The following is a 21,631-nucleotide window of genomic DNA, read 5'->3' on the forward strand; positions in this document are numbered from 1 at the left end:
TGGGGCTGGGGCTGGGGCTGGGGCTGGGGCGGTCAGCCCAGGACCACGCCCCTCCCCGCCCGCCCCGGTCAGCCCAGGACCAGGCCGGGGTCGGGGTCCGGTTCTGCGGCCGGGGCCGGGATCTTGTACTCCTCGGTGAGGGTGGTCATCGGTCCGGGCCAGGTCGCCTGGGCGACCTCGATCGGCTTGCGGGCGCCGTCGTAGGCGACGTGCAGCAGGTGCAGCACCGGTGTGTCGGGCCTGATCTGCAGGGTTTCCGCCTCCTCCCGGCTGGGCTGGCGGGCGCTGATCGTGTCGGTGGCGGTGACGTACCGGCGCCCGGTCGCCTCCTCGGCCTCCTGGTAGAGCGGCCGGCCGAACGCCTCGGCCCGTTCGAGGGACGTGCCGGCGGCGTCGGCCGGCAGGAACCAGGACGCGCCCACCTCGACGGGGGAGTCGTCGGTGCGGACGAGGTGCCGACGGCAGATCAGTTCGGTGCCGTCGGCCACGCCGAAGGCGTCGGCGACCTCGGGCGGCGCGGGGGCGCGCCCGACGGAGACGAGCTGCTGCCGGTATCGGGCGGCGAGATCGGTGTGGTAGCCGCGGAAGCCGCCGTAGCGACCGCGGGAGAGGCGGTTGAGTCGCCGCCGGGTGCCTCGGACGTACGTGCCCGAGCCGGGCTTGGTGATCAGGACGCCCTCGACGCGGAGCTGGTCGACGGCACGCTGGACGGTCTGCTTGGCCACGCCGAACATCTCCGCCATGGCCGGGATCGACGGCAGGCGCTCGCCGGGTGCCCAGTCACCGCGACGCACCCGAGCCTTGAGCTGCGCGGCGATCTGCCGGTGCGGGAACTCGGCGGCGCCCGGATTGATCTGCATGCCCTCCTCCTCGTCCACGGCTAGGTTCCTAGGATGCCGTAGGGAGGGTGTGGCGCGCGACCCCGACACGCCGACGGCAGCAGATGCCGAGCGACCGGCTCGGCGGGCATCCCCGCCGTGCGGCGCGGCGACCCGCAGAAAGAGGCTCGGCAGCGCAACATCCAGGAAGTAGTGGGCTCACCCAGCGGCAGACCCCCCACATCCAGGAAGTAGTGGCCTCAACGGGCACCGGACCCGACAACATCCAGGAAGTAGTGGCCTCAGCCCGCGGCGGAAGCCACAACATCCAGGAAGTAGTGGCCTCGCCCGGCGGGGGACCTTCACAACCAGGGCGGGGTGGCGTCGGCCGGGCACCCCGGCAACATCCCGGAAGTAGGGGCATCAACCCCGCGACGATCCGACAACATCCGGGCAGTAGTCGCCTCAAGCCGGCGGCGACCGAGGGGACTCCGGCACGACGGAGCCCGGGCAGGCGCGCGAGCACGACCAACGGACGGGGCTCGGGGCAGGCCCGGTGGAGCGGGCACGACGGGGCGCGGGACGGGCATGGGGGAGCGGGCACGGGGGGCGGGCACGACAAAGCTCAGACGGTCACGGAGGAGCCGACACGACGGTGCCCGGGCCGCGAGCGGCCCGGGCACCGTACGTCAGACGCGCGTTACCAGGAACCGGCGGTCGGGCCGGCGGAGCCGCCCCGGCGGCGCAGGTACTTCTCGAACTCCTGGGCGATCTCGTCGCCGGTCAGCGGGGTGATGCCCGCGTCGCCGACGCGTTCCTCGAGCTCGCGGACGTACTCACCGAGTTCGGCGTCCTGCTCGGCGGCGTTGCGGACCCGCTGTTCCCACTCGGCGGCCTCCTCGGCCAGGTCGGCCATGGGCACCGGCAGGTCGAGCACCTCCTCGACGCGGTGCAGCAGGGCGAGGGTGGCCTTGGGGCAGGGCGGGTTGTTGGCGTAGTGCGGCACGTGCACCCAGAACGACACGGCGTCCACCTCGGCCCGGGTGCACGCGTCGTGCAGCACGCCCACGATGCCGGTGGGGCCGTCGTAGCGGGTGGGGGTCAGCTGGTAGCGCTGGGCGGCCCGGGTGTCGGAGGCGCTGCCGCTGATCGGCAGCGGCCGCGTGTACGGCACGTCGGCCAGCAGCGCCCCGAGGAGCACCACCCGTTCGACCTCCAGGCTGTGGCAGACCTCCAGCACCTGTTCGCAGAAGGTGCGCCAGCGCATGCTCGGCTCGATGCCGCGGATGAGCACCACGTCCCGCTCGGTGCCCTCGGGGCTGGCGACCATGAACCGGGTGGTGGGCCACTCGACGCGGCGTGTCTCGCCCTCCGCCATGGTGATCGTCGGCCGGCTCACCTGGAAGTCGTAGAAGTCCTCCGGGTCCAGCTCGGTAATCGGTCGGGCCTCCCAGACCTGCTCGAGGTGCTCGACCGCGGCGGTGGAGGCGTCGGCGGCGTCGTTCCAGCCTTCGAACGCGGCGATGGCCACCGGGGAGCGCAGCACCGGCAGTCCGTCGAACTCGGTCACGCCGTCACCTCACCCTGCTCGTGACGCCGACCCGGGCGGGGCGCGGTCGGTCGTCCTCGGCGCGCCGGGCGGGGCCCGGCCGACCGCCCCTGGCGCGTGGTGGCGTCCCTGTACTCCTTCACGTCCGTCAGCCTACGTCCCGGGCCGGGATGCGGCCCGCCGGCCGCGCCGGTCGGGCCGGGCGGACGACCCGGCGGACCACCGAACACGCGGCCGGGGGACAACCGTGCGCACAACCCGGCGGGACCGGTCGAACCGGACAGCGTGATCCAGCCGACAGAATGTGGGACGGCGCGCCGGGGAGGGTCGGTGACGTCTCCGCCGCATTAGCCTGAAGCCGTGCAGACTTCGTTTCTCGACGCGCTGGCCGACCGGATCCTCGTCGCCGACGGGGCGATGGGCACGATGCTGCAGGCCGCCGAGCTGACGCTGGACGACTTCGAGGGGCACGAGGGCTGCAACGAGATCCTCAACGTCAGCCGCCCGGATGTCGTGCGGGGCGTGCACGAGGCGTACCTGGCCGCGGGCGCGGACTGCATCGAGACGAACACCTTCGGGGCGAACCTGCCGAACCTCGCCGAGTACGGCATCGCCGACCGCATCCGGGAACTCTCCGAGGCGGGGGCGCGGTTGGCCCGGGAGGCCGCGGACGCGTACGCGACCGCGGAGCGGCCGCGGTTCGTGCTCGGCTCGATGGGGCCCGGCACCAAGCTGCCCACCCTGGGTCACGCGGCGTACGCGACCCTCCGCGACGCCTACCAGGAGAACGCCGCGGGCCTCATCGCCGGCGGCGCCGACGCGCTCATCATCGAGACGTGCCAGGACCTGCTCCAGGTCAAGGCCGCGGTGGTGGGGTCCAAGCGGGCGCGGGCCGAGCTGGGGCGGGACGTGCCGATCATCTGCCAGGTCGCCGTGGAGACGACGGGCACCATGCTGCTCGGCAGCGAGATCGGCGCGGCGCTGACCGCCATCGAACCGCTCGGCGTCGACCTGATCGGCCTCAACTGCTCGACGGGCCCGGCGGAGATGGGCGAGCACCTGCGCTACCTGTCGCAGCACTCGCGGATCCCGGTCTCGGTGATGCCGAACGCGGGCCTGCCAGTGCTCACCGCCGACGGGGCGTACTTCCCGCTCAGCCCCGTGGAGCTGGCCGACGCCCTGGAGCAGTTCATCACCGACTACGGGGTGGCGCTGGTCGGCGGCTGCTGCGGCACGACGCCCGAGCACATCCGGGTCCTCGTGGAGCGGGTGGGCGGGCTCCGGCCGGTCGACCGGCGGCCGGCGCCGGAGGCGGGGGTGTCGTCGATCTACCACCACGTGCCGTTCGCGCAGGACGCCAGCGTGTTGATGGTGGGGGAGCGCACCAACGCCAACGGTTCGAAGGCGTTCCGGGAGGCGATGCTCGCCGGGGACTGGCAGGCGTGCGTCGAGATCGCCCGCGGGCAGGCCCGGGACGGCTCGCACCTGCTGGATCTCTGCGTCGACTACGTGGGCCGCGACGGCACCCAGGACATGCGGGAGCTGGCTGGCCGGTTCGCCACCGCGTCCACGCTGCCGATCATGCTGGACTCGACCGAGCCGGCGGTGATCGAGGCGGGGCTGGAGATGCTCGGCGGCCGGTGCGTGGTCAACTCGGTGAACTTCGAGGACGGCGACGGCCCGACCTCCCGCTACGCCCGGGTGATGCCGGTGGTCCGGGAGCACGGCGCGGCCGTCGTGGCGCTGCTCATCGACGAGGAGGGCCAGGCGCGTACGCGGGAGTGGAAGGTCCGCGTCGCGGAGCGGCTCATCGAGGACCTCACCGGGCGGTGGGGGATGCGCCGGTCGGACATCCTGATCGACGCGCTGACCTTCCCGATCGCCACGGGGCAGGAGGAGACCCGCCGCGACGGCGTCGAGACGATCGAGGCGATCCGGGAGATCGCCCGCCGCTGGCCGGGTGTCAACTTCACGCTCGGCATCTCCAACGTGTCGTTCGGTCTGAACCCGGCGGCCCGGCAGGTGCTCAACTCGGTCTTCCTGCACGAGTGCGTGCAGGCCGGGCTGACCTCGGCCATCGTGCACGCCAGCAAGATCCTGCCGATGTCGAAGATCCCGGAGGAGCAGCGCGAGGTCGCGCTCGACCTGATCTACGACCGGCGCCGCGAGGGGTACGACCCGGTGCAGCGCTTCATCGAGCTGTTCGAGGGGGTCGACGCGGCGTCGGCGCGGATCAGCCGGGCCGAGGAACTGGCCGCGTTGCCGCTGGGGGAGCGGCTCAAGCGGCGGATCATCGACGGCGAGCGCAACGGCCTGGAGGCCGACCTGGACGCGGCGATGGCCGAGGGCCGTACGCCCCTGTCGATCATCAACGACACGCTGCTGGACGGCATGAAGGTCGTCGGCGAGCTGTTCGGGTCCGGCCAGATGCAGCTGCCGTTCGTGCTCCAGTCGGCCGAGGTGATGAAGGCCGCGGTCGCGTACCTCGAACCGCACATGGAGAAGGCCGACGACGGCGGCAAGGGCCGGATCGTGCTGGCCACCGTCAAGGGCGACGTGCACGACATCGGCAAGAACCTCGTCGACATCATCCTGTCCAACAACGGCTACGAGGTCGTGAACATCGGCATCAAGCAGCCGATCAGCGCGATCCTCGACGCCGCCGAGGAGCACCGGGCCGACGCGATCGGCATGTCCGGGCTGCTCGTGAAGAGCACGGTCGTCATGAAGGAGAACCTGGCCGAGATGGCCAGTCGCGGGGTCGCGGAGCGCTGGCCGGTGCTGCTGGGTGGTGCGGCGCTCACCCGGGCGTACGTCGAGGACGACCTGCGGTCGATGTTCCCCGGGCAGGTGCACTACGCGCGGGACGCGTTCGAGGGCCTGTCGCTCATGGACCGGGTGATGGCCGCCAAGCGGGGCGGCACGCCGGTGGTCGACCCGGAACGGGAGGCGGCGCTCGCGGCGCGGCGTGCTCGGCGGGAGCGGCAGCGGGCCGTGGTCCACGAGTCGCTGCCGGCGCTGGACGACGCCTCGGTCCGCTCCGACGTGGCGGTGGACGTGGAGATCCCCACGCCGCCGTTCTTCGGTACGCGGGTGGTCAAGGGTGTGCCGCTCGCGGACTACGCGGCGCTGCTCGACGAGCGGGCCACGTTCCTGGGCCAGTGGGGGCTGCGCGGGGCGCGCGGCGGCCAGGGCCCGTCGTACGAGGAACTGGTGGAGACCGAGGGCCGGCCGCGGCTGCGCTACTGGCTGGACCGGCTCATCGCCGACCAGGTGCTCGAGGCGGCGGTGGTGTACGGGTACTTCCCGGCGTACTCGGAGGGCAACGACCTCGTGGTGCTCGACGAGAACGGGCACGCGGAGCGGGCCCGGTTCTCGTTCCCCCGGCAGCGGCAGGAGCGCCGGCTGTGTCTCGCCGACTTCTTCCGCCCGCGGGGGGACGAGCTGGACGTCGTGGCGTTGCAGCTGGTCACGGTGGGCCAGCCGATCAGCGAGTACACGGCGAAGCTGTTCGCCCGCAACGAGTACCGCGACTACCTGGAGGTGCACGGCCTGTCCGTGCAGCTCACCGAGGCGCTGGCCGAGTACTGGCACAAGCGGGTGCGCGCCGAGCTGACGCTGCCCGACGGGCGTACGGTCGCCGACGACGACCCCGCGGACCTGGCGGGTCTGCTGCGCACCGACTACCGGGGCTGCCGGTACGCGTTCGGCTACCCGGCCTGCCCCGACCTGGAGGACCGGGCCAAGATCGTGGAGCTGCTCGGGGCCGAGCGGATCGGTGTGCAGCTGTCGGAGGAGTTCCAGCTCATGCCGGAGCAGGCCACCGACGCGATCGTGGTGCACCACCCGGAGGCGAGCTACTTCAACGCCAAGTGACGAGGGGAGGCCCGCGACTTTCGCTCGCTCGGTCGACGGCGTCGCACCGGGCAGAGCCGCGTAGCCGGTGTCGCGGGCCTCGGCCCTCCGTCACCAGGTCGTGGGCTTGCCCTTCTGGAACAGCCACACGTCGAAGAAGGCGGTGAGGTCCCGTCCGGACTCCCGCTCGGCGAGGGCGATGAAGTCGGCCGTTCCGGCGTGGTGGTACCGGTGGCTGGCCGCCCAGCCGCGCAGGATGCGGAAGAACGTGTCGTCGCCGACCTTGCCGCGCAGCGCGTGCAGGGTCATCGCGCCCCGGTTGTACGGGATGTTGCTGAACATCTCCTCGGGGCCCGGGTCGGCGAGGACGATCTGCCAGAACGGCGACGACGCGGCGCGACCGTAGTTGCTGCCGCTGTTGAAGGTCTGGCTGACCGACGCGCCGCCGTTGTACTCGGTGTACATCCACTGGGCGTAGGTGGCGAAGCCCTCGTTGAGCCAGATGTCCGACCAGCGTTCCGGGGAGACGCTGTCGCCGTACCACTGGTGGGCCAGTTCGTGGGCCATCGTGCCGACGCTTGCCGGGCTGGAGAAGATGGGCTTGGTCTGGGTCTCCAGGGCGTAGCCCACCTCGGGTGCCCGGTCGATGATCGCCCCGGTCGAGGCGAAGGGGTACGGGCCGAACAGCGTGGAGAAGAAGTCGATCATCCTGGGGATCTGTGCCACCGCCGCGGCGGACCCGGAGACCTGCCGCGGGTCGGTCGCCACGTAGACGGGGATCCCGCCGGAGGTGGTCGACTCAGTGACCACGAAGGTGCCGATGGTGATCGTCGCCAGGTAGGTGGCCATCGGCTCGGTCGAGTCCCACACGAAGGTGGTCCAGCCGTTCCGGGTCTTCTGGGACAGGAGCTGGCCGTTGCCGACGGCGGTGAGCCCCGCCGGCACCGTCGCGGTGAACCGGAAGGTGGCCTTGTCGGTCGGGTGGTCGTTGGTGGGCAGCCACGCGGGCGTGCCCTGGGGTTCCCCGACGACGAAGGCGCCGTCGTCGGTGGGCACCCAGCCCTCGATCGACCCGTCCGGGTCGGTGACCGGGCCCGGTACGCCGGCGTACTTCACCACCACGGTGAACCTGTGTCCGGTCTTGAGCTTCGGCCGCGGCGTGACGACCAGCTCCTGGCCGTGTCGGCTGAAGCCGTGCGCATGCCCGTCGACCGTCACGGCGGAGACCTCCGGGCCGCGGAAGTCCAGGTCGAACCGGTCGAGGTCCTGCGTGGCGACCGCGGTGATGGTGGCGGTGGCATCCATGAACCGGTTGGCCGGGTCGTAGGAGAAGGTGAGGTCGTAGTGCTGGACGTCGTACCCGCCGTTGCCCTGGTCCGGGAAGTACGGGTCCCCGGCGCTCGCCGCGCCGGCCGAGTACCGGGGGGCTCCCGGGGCGCCGGGTGCCGCGCCGGCCGCGGTCGGCGCCACCGCCGACCCGGCAGCCACGAGGACGACCGTGGCCAGTGCGGCGCTGCGCAGGCGTGGGACTGTCATGTGGTTCCTCTCCATTGGACTGCCAGCGCGGTGCCGGGCAGCGTGTGTCTGCCCCATCCACGCGCACGGGGCGCCCCCGCGTCAAGGTCTGGAGGCCACCTCACCGTCGCGGCGCGTGTCGAGGGTGGCGGGATGACGCGGCCCGCGACCGGGTGGAGGGCTCCCGGCACGGCCGGGGAGCCCTCCACGTTCGCCGGTCGGGTCAGTAGACGGTCACGCCGTACGCGTTGGCCGCTTCGCGTACCGGCTGGTAGAAGGTGGTGCCACCGCTGCGGCAGTCACCGCTTCCGCCGGAGGTGATGCCCAGCGCCCGGGTGCCGTCGTAGAGGGGGCCACCGGAGTCGCCGGGCTCGGCGCAGACGTTGGTCTGGATCATGCCCCGTACGGTGCCGCCGCCCTTGCCGACGTAGCGGACCGAGACGTCCAGCGCGGTCACGGTGCCCCGGTGGGTGCCGGTTGTCGAGCCGGTGCGCGTGACGGACTCACCGACGAAGGCGTCCGCGACGGTGAAGCCGCCGGGGTGGGTGAGCGAGGTGTTGTCGTAGCGGACCAGCGCGTAGTCGTTGCCCGGGAAGCTGGAGCCGACGGTCGGGCCGACGAGCGTGGTCTGGCTGGAGTTCGTGTACCAGGTGTTGGCGACGTTTCCGCAGTGTCCGGCCGTCAGGAAGTAGTAGGTGCCGCCGCTGACCACGTTGAAGCCGAGCGAGCAGCGGTATCCACCGCCGTAGATGGCGTCGCCGGCGCCCAGGAGCGGGGCGAACACACCCTTCGCCCGCTCGACCCGGATGGCGCCGGCCTTCGCCCCGGCGCTCTTCGTGATCCTCGCGAGCTCGGCGCGGGAGACGCTGTCGTCGGCGGTCACGACGACCCGTCCGGACGCGGCGTCCACGTGCCAGGCGATGCCCTCGACGCCGGAGCGTTGGACGGCGTCGCTGACCTCGGCCAGTTGGCTCGCGCTGTAGTCCCGGGGTGACGACGCGGCGGCCGCCGACGGCGCGAAGGCGGCGGTGGCGACCAGGCCGACGCTTACGGCGACCAGCTTGGACCAGACGGTGTGGCGGCGGGTGGGAGAGGGTGTGAGGCTCACTGTCTCCTCCTTGGAGGCGAGTCGGATGGTGGCCTCGTGGGTCGGCGTCGGGGTGACGCATCGCTGCGGTTGGTCGATGTGCCCGCCTGACACACGCTCCCGTCAGTATTTGCGTCTGTCGATCGCTGCGCAAGCCGTCAGTTGCCGGTCAGCCGGTCGGCGCGGGCGTGCAGGTGGCGCTGCTGGGCGAGGTTCGTCGACCGGCCGGCCGCCTCCCGGTAGGCGTCCCGGGCGGCGTCCCGGTCGCCGACCAGCTCCAGCAGGTGCGCCCGGGCCGCGGGCAGCCGGGGGTCGCGCGCGAGCCGGCCGTCGGCGGCCAGGTCGTCGAGCAGGGCCAGGCCGGCCGGAGCGCCGCGGCTCATGGCGACCGCCACCGCGTGGTTGAGCGCCACCACCGGGTTGTCGTTCATCCCGCGCAGCACCTCGTAGAGGGCGGTGATCTGCGCCCAGTCCGTCTCCGCCGCGCTCGGCGCCTCGTCGTGCAGGGCCGCGATGGCCGCCTGCACCTGGTACGGGCCGACGGGCCCGCGGGGCAGGGCCGCGCTGACCAGCGCGACGCCCTCGGCGATCTGCGCGGCCTTCCACCGGCTCCGGTCCTGCTCGGCCATCGGCACCAGCTCGCCGTGCGGACCGACCCGGGCCGGCGCCCGCGCGTCGGTGAGCAGCATGAGGGCGAGCAGCCCGGCCACCTCGGCGTCGTCGGGCAGCAGCCGGTGCACCAGGCGGGTCAGCCGGATCGCCTCGGCCGCGAGGTCGGCGCGGAACAGGCCGGGCCCGCTCGTGCGGGCGTACCCCTCGTTGAAGATCAGGTAGAGGACGTGCAGCACGGCGGCGAGCCGCTCGCGTCGTTCCGCGCCGGTGGGCATCCGGAACGGCACGCCGCTGGCGCGGATCCGCTGCTTGCCCCGGCTGATGCGCCGGGTCATGGTCTCCTCCGGCACCAGGAACGCGCGCGCCACCTCCGCCGTGCTGAGCCCGCCCACGGCCCGCAGGGTGAGCGCGATCTGCGAGGCCGGGGAGAGCGCCGGGTGGCAGCACAGGAAGAGCAGGATGAGGCTGTCGTCGCCGTCGTCGGGCGCCTCGTCGGCGGGCGGCGCCACCCGGTCGGCGGGGCGCACCCACCGGGCCACCGTGTCCTCCCGCCGGGTCCGCGCCTGCTCCCGGCGGAGCAGGTCGGTGAGGCGGCGGGCGGCCACCGCGATCAGCCAGGCCCGGGGATCGTCGGGTACGCCGCCGCGGGGCCAGGCGGTGGCGGCGGCGATGAGCGCCTCCTGGGTGGCGTCCTCGGCGGTGTCGAAGTGGCCGTAGCGGCGGACGAGCGCGCCGAGGACCTGCGGCGCCAGGTCGCGCAGCAGGTCCTCGACGGTCGTGCCGGGCACCGGTCAGCCGGCCAGGTCCTCGACGCCGTCGAGCACCGGCCGCACGTCGACGTACTCGCCGGGGGCGTCCGGGTTCACGTACCCGGCGGCGATCTCGGTGGCCCGGTCGAAGCTGGCGCACTCCACGATGGTGTAGCCGGCGAGCACCTCCTGCGTCTCCGGGTACGGCCCGTCGGTCACCACCGGCAGTCCGTCCCTGACCTGGACGCGGCGCGCGTGCACCGGCGCGGTCAGGCCGCGGGCGTCGACGAACTCCCCGGACTCGACGAGCGCCTGGTGGACCTTCTCCATGTGCGCGTGCATGGCCGCCACCTGCTCCGGGGACATGGCCGGCTTGTCGCCCGGCCGCCCGGACAGGACGTCGTAGTCCTGTTGCGAGCCGTACAGCATGATCATGTACTTCACGTCTGCTCCTTCCGCCGGCGCGGCGCGCCGCTCACCGGGGACGTCGAGGCCGACACCCCGTTCCGGACACGCCGCCGGCGGTCCGTCACCGCGCCCGACCCCGCCACGCCCGGACCCCGGGCGGCCGGCGCGTAGCGGCGCCGCGCGGGACGTCCAGGACAGCGTCTCGCACCGGACCGCGTCCAGTCCCCGCGCCACGCCCCGGCGCGGCGAGCCCGGCGACGCGACGTGCCGGGTGGCCGGGCGGCGGCGGCCCGTCCTGACCGCGGCGGGCGGCGGGGATCCGGCCGGTGGTGAACCGGCGGGGCCCGCCGGCCGTGAGCACTGACGCATGGTCGACGCGCCGCCGGGGTATGGCTGTGCGGCAGCACGGACGCCGGGGAGGGCAATGGTGGAGGCAGGCTCGGCACGTCGTTCCCGGGTCCGGCTGGCCGGCCTCGTGGCGGCGGTGCTCGCCGCGGCCGGATGTTTCGTGGGCGGAGTCTCCGACCCGCAGGGCGGGGAGCCGGCGCCGCCGGCCCCGACGGTGGAGCCCGAGGCGACCACGACCCGCGCCGACAGCACCACGAGCATCGAGGAGTTCGCCGAGGACGTCGCCAGCGCGCAGGCCGTCGCCGAGCGCTACTGGGCCGCGCGGTTCCGGGAGTCCGGCGAGAGGTTCCAGCCGATCCGGCGGATCATCCCGTACCAGCGGGCGGGGGAGGTGTCCTGCGGCGGGCAGCCGCTGCCCCGCAACAACGCCGTCTACTGCTCCCAGGGCGACTTCATCGCCTACGACGTGACCTGGTCGGTCGCCGCGTTCCGCCAGGTCGGCGACGCGTTCGTGTTCTACCTGCTCGGCCACGAGTACGCGCACGGCGTCCAGGTGCGCCTCGGCGTCCGCTACGACTTCACGATCCAGCAGGAGCTGCAGGCCGACTGCATGGCCGGGGCGTACCTCGGCGACTCGGTGCGGGCGGGCGACCTCACCCTGGCCGAGGGCGACCTGGAGGAGTTCCGGGAGGGCCTCGCGGCCGTCGGCGACGACCCCGGCCAACCGTGGTTCGCCGAGGGCTCGCACGGCACCGCCGAGCAGCGCACCGAGTCGTTCTTCCGCGGCTACGAGAACTCCCTGTCGGCCTGCGGCCTGGGCTGAAACACGTTGGCCCAGGTCACCCGACCGGGTACCGCCGGGGTGGGCGGCGCGCGACCCTGAGAGGATCCCGGGATGCCGCACGATCCGCTCACCAGCCGTCACCCCGCCGCCGTGCTCTTCGACATGGACGGCACCCTGGTCGACAGCGAGAAGCTGTGGGACATCGCGCTGCAGGAGCTTGCCGAGTCGTACGGCGGCACCCTCTCCGACGCGGCCCGCCGGGCGATCACCGGGACCAGCATGGCCGAGTCGATGCGCATCGTCCACGACGACCTCGGCCAGCCCGAACGGGACCCGGCCGCCAGCGCCGCGTGGATCGACGCCCGGATCCTGGAGCTGTTCCGCAGCGGGCTGCGCTGGCGGCCCGGCGCGATGGCCCTGCTGCGGGCCGTCCGCGCGGCCGGCATCCCGACCGCCCTCGTGACGTCCAGCGGCCGGCCGCTGGTCGAGGTGGCGCTGGAGACGCTGGGGCGGGACAGCTTCGACGCGGTGGTCTGCGGCGACGAGGTGGCCGCGCCCAAGCCGGACCCGGAGCCGTACCTGACGGCGGCCCGGCTGCTCGGTGTGCCCATCGAGCGGTGCGTGGCGATCGAGGACTCGCGGACCGGCGTGGCGAGCGCGCTCGCGGCGGGCGCCGCCGTGCTGGCCGTGCCGGCCGAGGTGCCGCTGCCGCCGACGGACGGCGTACACCAGCTCGACAGCCTGGCCGGCGCGGACCTGGACCTGCTCGCCACGCTGCTCGAGCGGCGCGCCCCCGCCGGCCGCCGAGGCTGAGCGGCGAGGCTCCTCGCCGCGCGGAACACGGACGAGGGGCCCATCGGCCGCCACCGTTGAGCGACGCGGGCCCCTCGCCGCGCGGAACGCGGACGAGGGGCCCCGCCGGACGGTCAGTCGTGGGCGATCGCGCCCAGGACGTTGATCCGGGCGGCCCGGATCGCGGGCAGCACCGCCGCGACGACGCCGACGATCGCGGCGAGGCCGAGGAAGACGCCCATCTGCGACCAGGGCAGGATCAGGTCGGTGATGCCCTCGTCCTTGAGGGCCTCGACCACGGCCGCGCCGAGACCGGCGCCGACGACGACGCCGAGCAGCGCCCCGAACACCGAGATCACCACGGCCTCCACGGTGATCATCCGCATGGTCTGGGCCCGGCGCAGGCCGATGGCCCGCAGCAGCCCCAGCTCGCGGGTGCGTTCCAGCACCGACAGGGCGAGGGTGTTCACGATGCCGAGGACGGCGATCACGATGGCCAGCGCCAGCAGGATCTGGATCATCGTGAGCAGCCCGTCGAGCTGGCTGGCCTGCTGCTCGATGAACGCGTCCCGGTCCGCCACCGACACCTCGGGCGAGTCCGCGAGCAGCGCCTCGACCTGCGGCTGCACGTCCGCCACACGGGTGCCCGGGGCGAGCTGGATGAAGCCCTGGATCGGCTGCGGGATCGCGAAGTCGCGGGCCGCCTGCGGCGGCAGCACGACCGGGTTGGTGAGCTGGCTCGCCGTGTAGATGCCGCTGACCGTGTAGGTGCGGGCGTCGCCCCGGGCCAGCTGCACCGGCACCGTCGAGCCGACCGACAGCCCGCGGTTCTTCGCGACGTCCGAACTGACGAGCATCTCGTCCGGCGCGAGCCGGTCGATGTCACCCGCCGTGGGGGTCGCCCCGAAGATCTGCCGCAGCGCGCCGACCTCGCTGCTCGCGGCCACCCACGTCCGCTCGCCGCCGACCACGGCCATGTCGCCGTACTCGCCGTCGACCAGCCGGACACCGGGGATCGCGGCGACCTTCTCCAGCACCGCCGGGTCGAACGTCGGCGGCCGGGGGCCGCTCTGCACCCCGGAGATCACCAGCTCGGCCTTGATGCTGTCCTGGGCGAGGCCGCTGATGCTGCTCTTGGCCGAGTCCAGGATCACCGTCACGCCGGTGACCAGGGCGATGCCGACCATGAGCGCGGCCGCCGTGATGGCGGTGCGGCGCGGGTTGCGCCCCGAGTTGAGCCGGCCCAGCTTGCCCGGCACCGACCAGGCGAAGATCGTGCCGAGCAGGTTCACCACGGGCCGGCTGATGAGCGGCGTCAGCAGCGCGACGCCGATGAAGGCGAACAGCACCCCGCCGAGGATCGTCACCAGCGTGTTGTCGCCGGCGTTGCCGCCGAGCCCCAGGAAGAGCAGCACGGCGCCGACGGCCGTGACCAGCCCACCGGCCACCGTGATCTTCGTGAGCGGCCGGTCCGGGGTGGCCACGTCCTGCATGGCGGCGATCGGCGGGATCCGCGAGGCCCGCAACGCCGGCAGCAGCGCCGCCACCACGGTGATCACGATGCCGACGGCGAACGCGCTGATCACGGCGCTCGCAGGCACGCCCAGCCCGGCCAGGGTGAGCCCGCCGGCCAGGTTCCCGAACGCCCACGCCAGCAGCGCGCCGATGCCGATGCCGGCGGCCAGGCCGAGCACCGAGGCGATCAGACCCACGGCGACGGCCTCCAGCACCACCGAGCTGACGATCTGCCGCCGGCCCGCGCCGATGGCCCGCATGAGCGCCAGCTCCCGGGTCCGCTGCGCCACGATGATCGAGAACGTGTTGAGGATCAGGAACGTGCCCACCAGCAGCGCCACCGCCGCGAAGCCGAGCAGGATCCGGTTGAAGAAGGACAGCGCCTCCTTGAAGCCGGCCGCCGCCTCGTCGGAGAGCTGCTTGCCGGTCTTCACCTCGTACGCGTCGCCCACGGCCGTGGCCACCGCGTCACGCAGCGACTCGGCCGACACGCCGTCCGCGGCCTTCACCGACACGCTGTTGACGGTGCCCGCCTCGCCGAGCATCAGCCGCTGCGCCACCGGCGTGGTGAACATGATCTCGTTGGCCCCGCCGATGGAGTCCCGGCCGCCGCTGTAACCGAAGATCCCGACGATCGTGAACTCCTGCTTCGGGCCCAGGGGGGTGAGCACACCCACCCGGTCGCCGACGGCCACCTTTCCTGCCGTCGCGAGCCCCTTGTTGATCACGATCTCGCCGTCGGCGTTCGGGCCGCGACCCTCGCGCAGCCGGATCAGGTCCGACTCGCCGGTCCAGTTCTCACCCAACTGGGGCGGCCCGAACGAGGCCACCGCCTTGCCGTTGCTGCCGATCAGCCGCGCCCCGTCGGCGGCGATCACACCCGTGGCCTCGGCCACCCCCGGCACCGCGCGGACCTTCTCGACCGTCGCCGCCGGGAACGGCGGCGGCGTCTGCTCGCCCTCCATCTCCGACAGGGCGATCTTCGGCTTGGCCGCGACGTTGACGTCGATGCCCTCGTACGCGTCGGCGAAGATCGCGTCGAAGGTGCGGCCGAGGGTGTCGGTCAGCACGAACGCGCCGGAGACGAACATCACGCCCAGCACGACCGCCAGGCCGGACAGCACGAGCCGCAGCTTGCGCGCCAGCAGGCTCTTGAGCGTCGCCCGCAGCATCAGCCGTTCACCTCGGTCGGGGCGTCCAGCTTCTTCATCGTGTCCAGCACGGTCTCGGCGGTCGGCTCGATCAGCTCGGAGACGATCTGCCCGTCGGCGAGGAAGACCACCCGGTCGGCGTACGCGGCGGCCGTCGGGTCGTGGGTGACCATGACGATCGTCTGGCCGTGCTCCCGCACCGAGTTGCGCAGGAAGTTCAGCACCTCCGCGCCGGCGCGCGAGTCCAGGTTGCCCGTCGGCTCGTCCGCGAAGATCACCTCGGGGCGGGAGACCAGCGCGCGGGCGCACGCCACCCGCTGCTGCTGCCCGCCGGAGAGCTGCGCCGGGCGGTGGTCGAGCCGGTCCCGCAGACCGACCGTGTCGATCACGGTGTCGTACCAGGCCGGGTCCGGCTTGCGCCCCGCGATCGACAGGGGCAGCAGGATGTTCTCCTTCGCGCTGAGCGTGGGCAGCAGGTTGAACTGCTGGAAGATGAAGCCCACCTTGTCCCGGCGCAGCTTCGTCAGCCCCGCGTCGCCGAGGCCGGTGACCGTGGTGTCGCCGATCGACACCGTCCCCCGGGTCACCGTGTCCAGGCCCGCCAGGCAGTGCATGAGCGTCGACTTGCCGGACCCGGACGGGCCCATGATCGCGGTGAAGCGCCCCCGCTCGAACTCCGCGCTGACCCCCCGCAGCGCGATGACCTGCGCCTCACCGCTGCCGTACACCTTCCACACGTCGCTCGCCCGGGCCGCGGCCTGCGCCTGCCGGCCTACCGTCGCGGTCACGTCGTCTCCCTCTTGTCGTCAGGTTGGTCCGCGCCGCCCCCGCTGGTTTCGACGCGGCAGTCCCATCGTCCGTGCTGGCCACCCCGGATCCGTCCGCCTACGGGCGGAGCCGGCGCGGATTTCCGCGCTGCGGGTGCCCCCCATCCCGGCTCAGGGTTGACCCTGACCGGGCGTGCCGTCGCCGCGTCCTCGTCGCCGCCGGCAACGGCACCCGGCCGACGCTAGGAGCTCACGCCGCGTGAGAGTCAACCGCGCCGGACCGTCTGCGGTCACGGTAGGTGACGGCGGCAACCGGGCCGTCGCACCACGGAGGGATCTTCGGGTACGCCCATCGACGTAGCCGGCCGGCCCGCCCTACCCCCGAGGGCGGACCAGACCCGTCTCGTACGCGAGCACGACGGCCTGCACCCGGTCCCGCAGTCCCAGTTTCGTGAGCACGTGCCCGACGTGGGTCTTGATCGTGGTCTCGCTCACCGACAGCTCGGCGGCGATCTCGGCGTTGGACAGCCCGCGCGCCACCTGCACGAGCACCTCCCGCTCACGGTCGGTCAGCGCCGCCAGGGAACGCGGCGGCGCCGCCGACGGGTCCGGCAGCACGTCGGCGAAGCGGTCCAGCAGCCGCTTGAGGATCCGCGGCGCCACGACCGCCTCACCGGCGGCCACGGTGCGGATGGCCGTGACGAGGTCCTCGGCCGGCACGTCCTTGGCCAGGAAGCCGCTCGCCCCGGCGCGCAGCGCCCCCACCACGTACTCGTCCAGGTCGAACGTGGTGAGGATCAGCACGCGCACCGGCAGCCGGGCGTCGACGATGGCCCGCGTGGCGGCCACCCCGTCCATCCGCGGCATCCGGATGTCCATGAGCACCACGTCGGGCAGCAGCCGGCGCGCCAGGTCCACCGCCTCCACGCCGTCCCCGGCCTCGGCGACGACGTCCAGGTCGTCCTCGGTGCCCAGCACCATCCGGAACCCGGTGCGCAGCAGCGGCTGGTCGTCGGCGAGCAGGACGCGTACCGGCCGTGCCGTCCCGTCGGTCATCGTGCCCCCTGTCCCGCCCCGCCGCGCCGGCTCACGCCGCGACCTGGCCCTCTCGCTCCACCGGAATTCTCGCGTACACCCGGAAACCGCCGCCCGGGCGGGCGCCGGCCCGCAGCACCCCACCGTAGAGGCCGACCCGCTCCCGCATGCCCACCAGGCCGTGCCCCACCCGGGAGGTGTCGGGCGCCGGACCGCGCCCGGTGTCGGTCACCTCCACCTCGACGGCCGCCTCGCCGTAGGCGATGCGCACCTCGGCCGTCGCCGCGCCGGCGTGCTTGAGCACGTTGGTGAGCGCCTCCTGCACGATCCGGTAGACCGCCAGCGCCACCCCGTCCTCGACCACCCGCGGGCCGCCCTCCACCCGGACGGTCACGGGCAGGCCGGCCTCGCGGACCTGCTCGGCCAGGGCCTCGATGCCGGCCAGGCCGGGCTGCGGGGCGAGGTCGGCGGCCGGCTCCGCCTCGGTGCGCAGCACGTCCAGCAGCCGGCGCAGCTCCCGCAGCGTGGCGCGGCCCGTCTCCTCGATCGTGCCGATCACCTCGTCGGCGGCGTCCGGATCCCGGCGCAGCACCCGCCGCGCACCGGTGGCCAGCACCCCCATGACGCTCACGTGGTGCGCCACCACGTCGTGCAGCTCCCGGGCGATGCGCCGGCGCTCGTCGGCGACCGCCTGCGCCGCCAGCGCCCGCTGCTGCTCCTCGGCCACCCGGGCCCGCTCCCGCAGCGCGAGCGTCGCCGCCCGCCGGGCGTGCACCACCCGCCCCACCGCGTACGACAGCAGCCCGACTAGCAGGTTGTTCAGCACCAGCAGGACCGGCCCCACGTCCTGCGCGCTGCTCGGCGGGGCCACGACGGTGACCACCACCACCGGCACCCACAGCACGGCCGCGGCCAGCGCCGCCGAGCGGGCCGGTCGCCGCGCCGCCAGGGTGTACGTGAGTATGGCGAACGCCAGACCCTGCGCGCCGGGACCGCCGCCGGTGAGCGCCGGCAGCGCCAGCGTCGGCAGCGCCGCGGCGACCGCCGCCCGGGGCGCGACCCGGCGCAGCGCGACGGGGAACGCGCACAGCACGCTCCAGAGCAGCGCGAGCGGCAGCGGATGCGGCGTGCTCCGCGGCGCCGCGATCACGGCGAACAGCGCGTCCAGCGCCACCAGGGCGGCGGCGAGGAGGGCGTCGACGGCCAGCGGGTGCCGGCGCAGCACCACCCACGGGCGCTCGGTCATACCGCGACGCTAGCCGCCGCCCGGCCGCGATGATCGTCGCCGAAGGTGAGCCTGCCCTCCTCCCCAGGGATGAGGGTCACTCGTCCGCGCCGGGGGGCGCCGGCCGCGACCGGGCGTCGCGCAGCGGGTCGGCGTCGGCCGCCCCCAGCGGGAACGGCGGCGGCGTGCCGCCGAAGCTCGGGCACCGCGCCTGGTGGCTGCACCAGTCGCACAGCCTGCTCGGTCGGGGCCGGAAGTCCTGCTGGGCGGTGGCCTGCTCGATCGCCCGCCACAGCGCCACCACCGTTCGTTCGAAGCGGACCAGTTCCTCGGCGTCGGGCGTGTAGTCGCAGACCTCCGCGTCGCGCAGGTAGAGCAGGCGCAGCACCCGGGGCACGACCCCCCGGGTGCGCCAGAGCACCAGCGCGTAGAACTTCAGCTGGAACAGGGCGCGCGCCTCGAACGCCTCCCGCGGCGCCCCGCCGGTCTTGTAGTCGACCACGCGCAGCGCCCCGTCCGGCGCCACGTCGAGCCGGTCGAGGTAGCCGCGGATCAGCAGCTCGTCGTCGACCACCGCGGAGATGAGGCTCTCCCGCTCGGCCGGCTCCAGCCGGCGCGGGTCCTCCACCGCGAAGTAGCCCTCCAGCAGCGCCGCGGCGGACCGGAGGAACTCGCCCACGGCCGCCGGGTCCGCGTCGGCACCGAACAGCTCCGCCAGCTCCGGCTGCTCGGTGACGAGCCGGTCCCACTGGGGGGCCACCAGGTCGGCCGCCGCCGCCGGGGTGCGACCCCCGGCCGGCAGGTCGAACAGACGCTCCAGCACCGCGTGCACCAGCGTGCCCCGGGCCTGCTCGACGGTGGGCCGCTCGGGCAGCCGGTCGATGCTGCGGAAGCGGTAGAGCAGGGGGCAGGTCTTGAAATCCGCCGCCCGCGACGGCGACAGCGACGCCCGCACTGTCGGCGGCACCTCCGCCGCGGCCGTGGGCTGTCGCGTCGTCACCGGTTCCGCCGTCATGCCCGGAAGGTTAGGGCACCGGTCTGACACCGCCCGCGCCCCCGCCGCCCGCGCGGCGCCGCGGGCGCAGTCCGTAGCATCGACCCGATGGAGCAGACCTCCCGGCCGCGGCGCCGGCCCCGCCCCGGCCCCGGCGTGAGCGTGGGGCGGGTGTTCGGGGTGCCGCTGTACCTCAACGGCTCGATGCTCCTGCTCGCCCTGCTGGTCACCGTCCTGTACGCCGAGTTCGCCCGCCACCAGCTCGCGCTGTCGCAGCTCGCCGGGTACGTGATCGGGGTCGGGTTCGTGGTGTCGCTGCTCGGCTCGGTGCTCCTGCACGAACTCGGGCACGCGCTCACCGCCCGCCGGTACGGCATCGGCGTGCGGGGGATCACCCTCGAACTGCTCGGCGGGTACACCGAGATGGACCGCGACGCCCCGTCACCCCGCGTCGACCTGCTCGTGTCCCTCGCCGGGCCGGCGGTGTCCGCGGTGCTCGGCGCGCTCTCCGTCGCGGCCACCCTCGCCCTGCCCGACCGGACCGTCGCCAACCAGCTCGCCTTCCAGCTCGCCGTGAGCAACGTGATCGTCGCGGTCTTCAACATCCTGCCCGGGCTGCCGCTGGACGGCGGGCGGGCCCTGCGTGCCGCCGTCTGGGCGCTGACCCGCGACCGGCACCGCGGCACCGAGGTGGCCGGCTGGGTCGGGCGCGTCGTCGCCGCGGGCACCGCCCTGCTCGTCGCCGCGCTCACCCTCACCCGCCACCTGGCGCCGCTCGCGCTGCCGCTCATGCTGCTCGTCGCGTTCACCCTGTGGCGCGGCGCCGGCCAGTCGATCCGCTACGCCCGGATCAGCCGCCGGTTCCCGCTCATCGACCTGACCCGCCTCGCCCGGCCCGTCTGGCCCGTGCCCACCGGCACCCCCCTCGCCGAGGCGCAGCGCCGCCACGCCGAGGGCGGCCCGCCCGGTGCCGCGCTGCTGGTCACCGACAACGCCGGCCGCCCCGTCGGCCTGGTCGACCCGGCCGCCGCCGCCGCGGTGCCCCCCGAGCGCCGCCCCTGGCTCGCCGTGGACGCCGTCACCCGCTCGCTGTCCGCCCTGCCCGCCCTCCCGGTCGGGCTGGACGGGGAACGCGTGATGGAGGCCGTGCAGACCCACCCGGGCGCGCAGTACGTCGTGACGGCAGGCGAAGATGTCGTCGGCGTTCTGCACATCGCGGATCTCGCCCAGCTCCTCGAACCCGACCGGAAGATGAACACGTGAGCGCAACTCCCTCCGCCGTGCCGGCCGACTCGGGCGCCCCCGTCCGCCCGGAGCTGCCGCCGGCGCGCCGAGGCCCCTTCACACCCGGCGACCGGGTGCAGCTGACCGACCCGAAGGGGCGGATGCACACCATCACCCTGGAGCCCGGCAAGGCGTTCCACACCCACCGCGGCATCCTGGAGCACGACGCGCTCATCGGCCTGCCCGACGGCAGCGTCGTCACCACCAGCGGCGGCGGCACCGCGTTCCTCGCCCTGCGGCCCCTGCTCGCCGACTACGTGCTGTCCATGCCCCGCGGCGCCCAGGTCATCTACCCGAAGGACTCCGCGCAGATCGTCGCGATGGGCGACATCTTCCCCGGCGCGAAGGTCCTGGAGGCCGGCGCGGGCTCCGGCGCGCTCAGCTGCTCCCTGCTGCGCGCCGTCGGCACCGAGGGCGAACTGCACTCCTACGAGGTCCGCGAGGACTTCGCCCAGATCGCCCGCCGCAACGTCGAGGCCTTCTTCAACGGCCCGCACCCCGCCTGGCACCTGCACGTCGGCGACGTGGCCGGCTGCACCGAGACCGGCTTCGACCGGATCATCCTCGACATGCTCACTCCGTGGGAGATGCTCGACATGGTCGAACGGGCGCTGCTGCCCGGCGGGGTGCTCATCGGCTACGTGGCCACCACCCCGCAGCTCTCCGAGCTCGTCGAGGCGCTGCGCGAGCGGGGCGGCTGGACCGAGCCGCGCGCCTGGGAGTCCCTGGTGCGCGACTGGCACGCCGAGGGGCTCGCCGTCCGCCCCGACCACCGGATGGTCGCGCACACCGCCTTCCTGGTCTCCGCCCGCAAGCTCGCCCCGGGCGTCACCGCGCCGCCGCGGCGCCGCAAGCCCAGCAAGGGCGCCGAGGCGTACGTCCAGCGCCGGCAGGTGCTGCGCGAGGCCGAGGCGGCCCGCCAGGCCGCCGCGGCGGCGGACGGCGTACGGGCCGAGGCCGCGGAGGAGACGGACCGGCCGTGACCGGCACGGGTGACGTGGCATGAGCGGACGGGGCGTCCGCGGACGAGGGTGTCGACCGGTGGGAGGCGGCGGCATGAGCGAGCGCAGCGAGCGAGTCATCGGGCACTGTGCGGTGGAGTCTCATGGTGGCGCCGACCGGAGGGAGGCGGCGGCATGAGCG

16 protein-coding genes are annotated in these 21,631 nt (G+C 73.9%); 5 read left to right on the forward strand and 11 right to left on the reverse strand.

The genetic code is table 11. From position 1 onward, the window contains the following. Positions 1-68: 68 nt before the first annotated feature. Together D7I43_RS04050 and D7I43_RS04055 are read right to left on the reverse strand one after the other, a co-directional pair. Positions 69-860 (reverse strand): GntR family transcriptional regulator, encoded by a 792-nt coding sequence (locus D7I43_RS04050; RefSeq protein ID WP_120327097.1) that lies wholly within the window; start codon positions 858-860, stop codon positions 69-71. Between the two features lie 658 nt (positions 861-1,518). Further along, the gene (locus tag D7I43_RS04055) at positions 1,519-2,388 is read right to left on the reverse strand and encodes a PAC2 family protein (RefSeq protein WP_120326992.1); all 870 of its coding nucleotides are present in this window, start codon (positions 2,386-2,388) and stop codon (positions 1,519-1,521) included. A gap of 339 nt (positions 2,389-2,727) precedes the next feature. Here D7I43_RS04055 and metH point away from each other — a divergent pair, with 339 nt between their 5' ends. After that, positions 2,728-6,243 carry a methionine synthase gene (gene metH, locus D7I43_RS04060; protein ID WP_120326993.1) on the forward strand — a complete coding sequence of 1,172 codons (3,516 nt, stop codon included), beginning with the start codon at positions 2,728-2,730 and terminating at the stop codon, positions 6,241-6,243. Positions 6,244-6,333: 90 nt separating this feature from the next. Here the strand turns inward: metH and D7I43_RS04065 are convergent, their stop codons facing one another. The 4 genes from D7I43_RS04065 to D7I43_RS04080 all read right to left on the reverse strand — a co-directional run bounded on the left by D7I43_RS04065 (position 6,334) and on the right by D7I43_RS04080 (position 10,620). Next, on the reverse strand, positions 6,334-7,758 hold the full coding sequence (locus D7I43_RS04065) for a M1 family metallopeptidase (protein ID WP_120326994.1): 1,425 nt from the start codon (positions 7,756-7,758) through the stop codon (positions 6,334-6,336). Positions 7,759-7,960: 202 nt separating this feature from the next. Continuing rightward, complete coding sequence (locus tag D7I43_RS34035) at positions 7,961-8,845, reverse strand: S1 family peptidase (protein ID WP_120326995.1); 885 nt, start codon at positions 8,843-8,845, stop codon at positions 7,961-7,963. 137 nt (positions 8,846-8,982) lie between these two features. Continuing rightward, positions 8,983-10,224, reverse strand: coding sequence for an RNA polymerase sigma factor (locus D7I43_RS04075; RefSeq protein WP_120326996.1), 1,242 nt, complete (start codon positions 10,222-10,224; stop codon positions 8,983-8,985). Between the two features lie 3 nt (positions 10,225-10,227). Continuing rightward, entirely contained in the window at positions 10,228-10,620 is a 393-nt protein-coding gene (locus tag D7I43_RS04080) for a YciI family protein (protein WP_240032793.1), read from the reverse strand. A 397-nt stretch (positions 10,621-11,017) separates the two neighbouring features. Between D7I43_RS04080 and D7I43_RS04085 the strand changes: the two genes are divergently transcribed. Both D7I43_RS04085 and D7I43_RS04090 read left to right on the forward strand, forming a co-directional pair. Then, complete coding sequence (locus tag D7I43_RS04085) at positions 11,018-11,764, forward strand: neutral zinc metallopeptidase (RefSeq protein ID WP_192902054.1); 747 nt, start codon at positions 11,018-11,020, stop codon at positions 11,762-11,764. A gap of 111 nt (positions 11,765-11,875) precedes the next feature. Then, positions 11,876-12,538, forward strand: a complete 663-nt coding sequence (locus tag D7I43_RS04090) for an HAD family hydrolase (RefSeq protein ID WP_120327099.1) — start codon at positions 11,876-11,878, stop codon at positions 12,536-12,538. A 113-nt stretch (positions 12,539-12,651) separates the two neighbouring features. Here the strand turns inward: D7I43_RS04090 and D7I43_RS04095 are convergent, their stop codons facing one another. The 5 genes from D7I43_RS04095 to D7I43_RS04115 form a co-directional block, all read right to left on the reverse strand. Further along, a complete protein-coding gene (locus D7I43_RS04095; RefSeq protein ID WP_120326998.1) occupies positions 12,652-15,204 on the reverse strand; it encodes an ABC transporter permease in 2,553 nt (850 codons plus the stop codon). Then, positions 15,204-15,971, reverse strand: a complete 768-nt coding sequence (locus tag D7I43_RS04100) for an ABC transporter ATP-binding protein (protein WP_120326999.1) — start codon at positions 15,969-15,971, stop codon at positions 15,204-15,206. Before D7I43_RS04100 ends, D7I43_RS04095 begins: the two co-directional genes overlap by 1 nt. A 354-nt stretch (positions 15,972-16,325) precedes the next feature. After that, a complete protein-coding gene (locus D7I43_RS04105) occupies positions 16,326-17,006 on the reverse strand; it encodes a response regulator (RefSeq protein ID WP_120327000.1) in 681 nt (226 codons plus the stop codon). A gap of 31 nt (positions 17,007-17,037) precedes the next feature. Continuing rightward, the gene (locus D7I43_RS04110; protein ID WP_120327001.1) at positions 17,038-18,231 is read right to left on the reverse strand and encodes a sensor histidine kinase; all 1,194 of its coding nucleotides are present in this window, start codon (positions 18,229-18,231) and stop codon (positions 17,038-17,040) included. Between the two features lie 76 nt (positions 18,232-18,307). Then, complete coding sequence (locus D7I43_RS04115) at positions 18,308-19,225, reverse strand: RecB family exonuclease (RefSeq protein ID WP_120327002.1); 918 nt, start codon at positions 19,223-19,225, stop codon at positions 18,308-18,310. Between the two features lie 183 nt (positions 19,226-19,408). Between D7I43_RS04115 and D7I43_RS04120 the strand changes: the two genes are divergently transcribed. Together D7I43_RS04120 and D7I43_RS04125 are read left to right on the forward strand one after the other, a co-directional pair. Continuing rightward, positions 19,409-20,467, forward strand: coding sequence for a site-2 protease family protein (locus D7I43_RS04120; protein WP_240032794.1), 1,059 nt, complete (start codon positions 19,409-19,411; stop codon positions 20,465-20,467). Further along, positions 20,464-21,471 (forward strand): tRNA (adenine-N1)-methyltransferase, encoded by a 1,008-nt coding sequence (locus tag D7I43_RS04125; protein WP_406104209.1) that lies wholly within the window; start codon positions 20,464-20,466, stop codon positions 21,469-21,471. Before D7I43_RS04120 ends, D7I43_RS04125 begins: the two co-directional genes overlap by 4 nt. The last annotated feature ends 160 nt before the right edge of the window (positions 21,472-21,631 follow it).

Origin of the sequence: Micromonospora globbae (assembly GCF_003610785.1) — a bacterium.
GTDB lineage: Bacteria > Actinomycetota > Actinomycetes > Mycobacteriales > Micromonosporaceae > Micromonospora > Micromonospora globbae.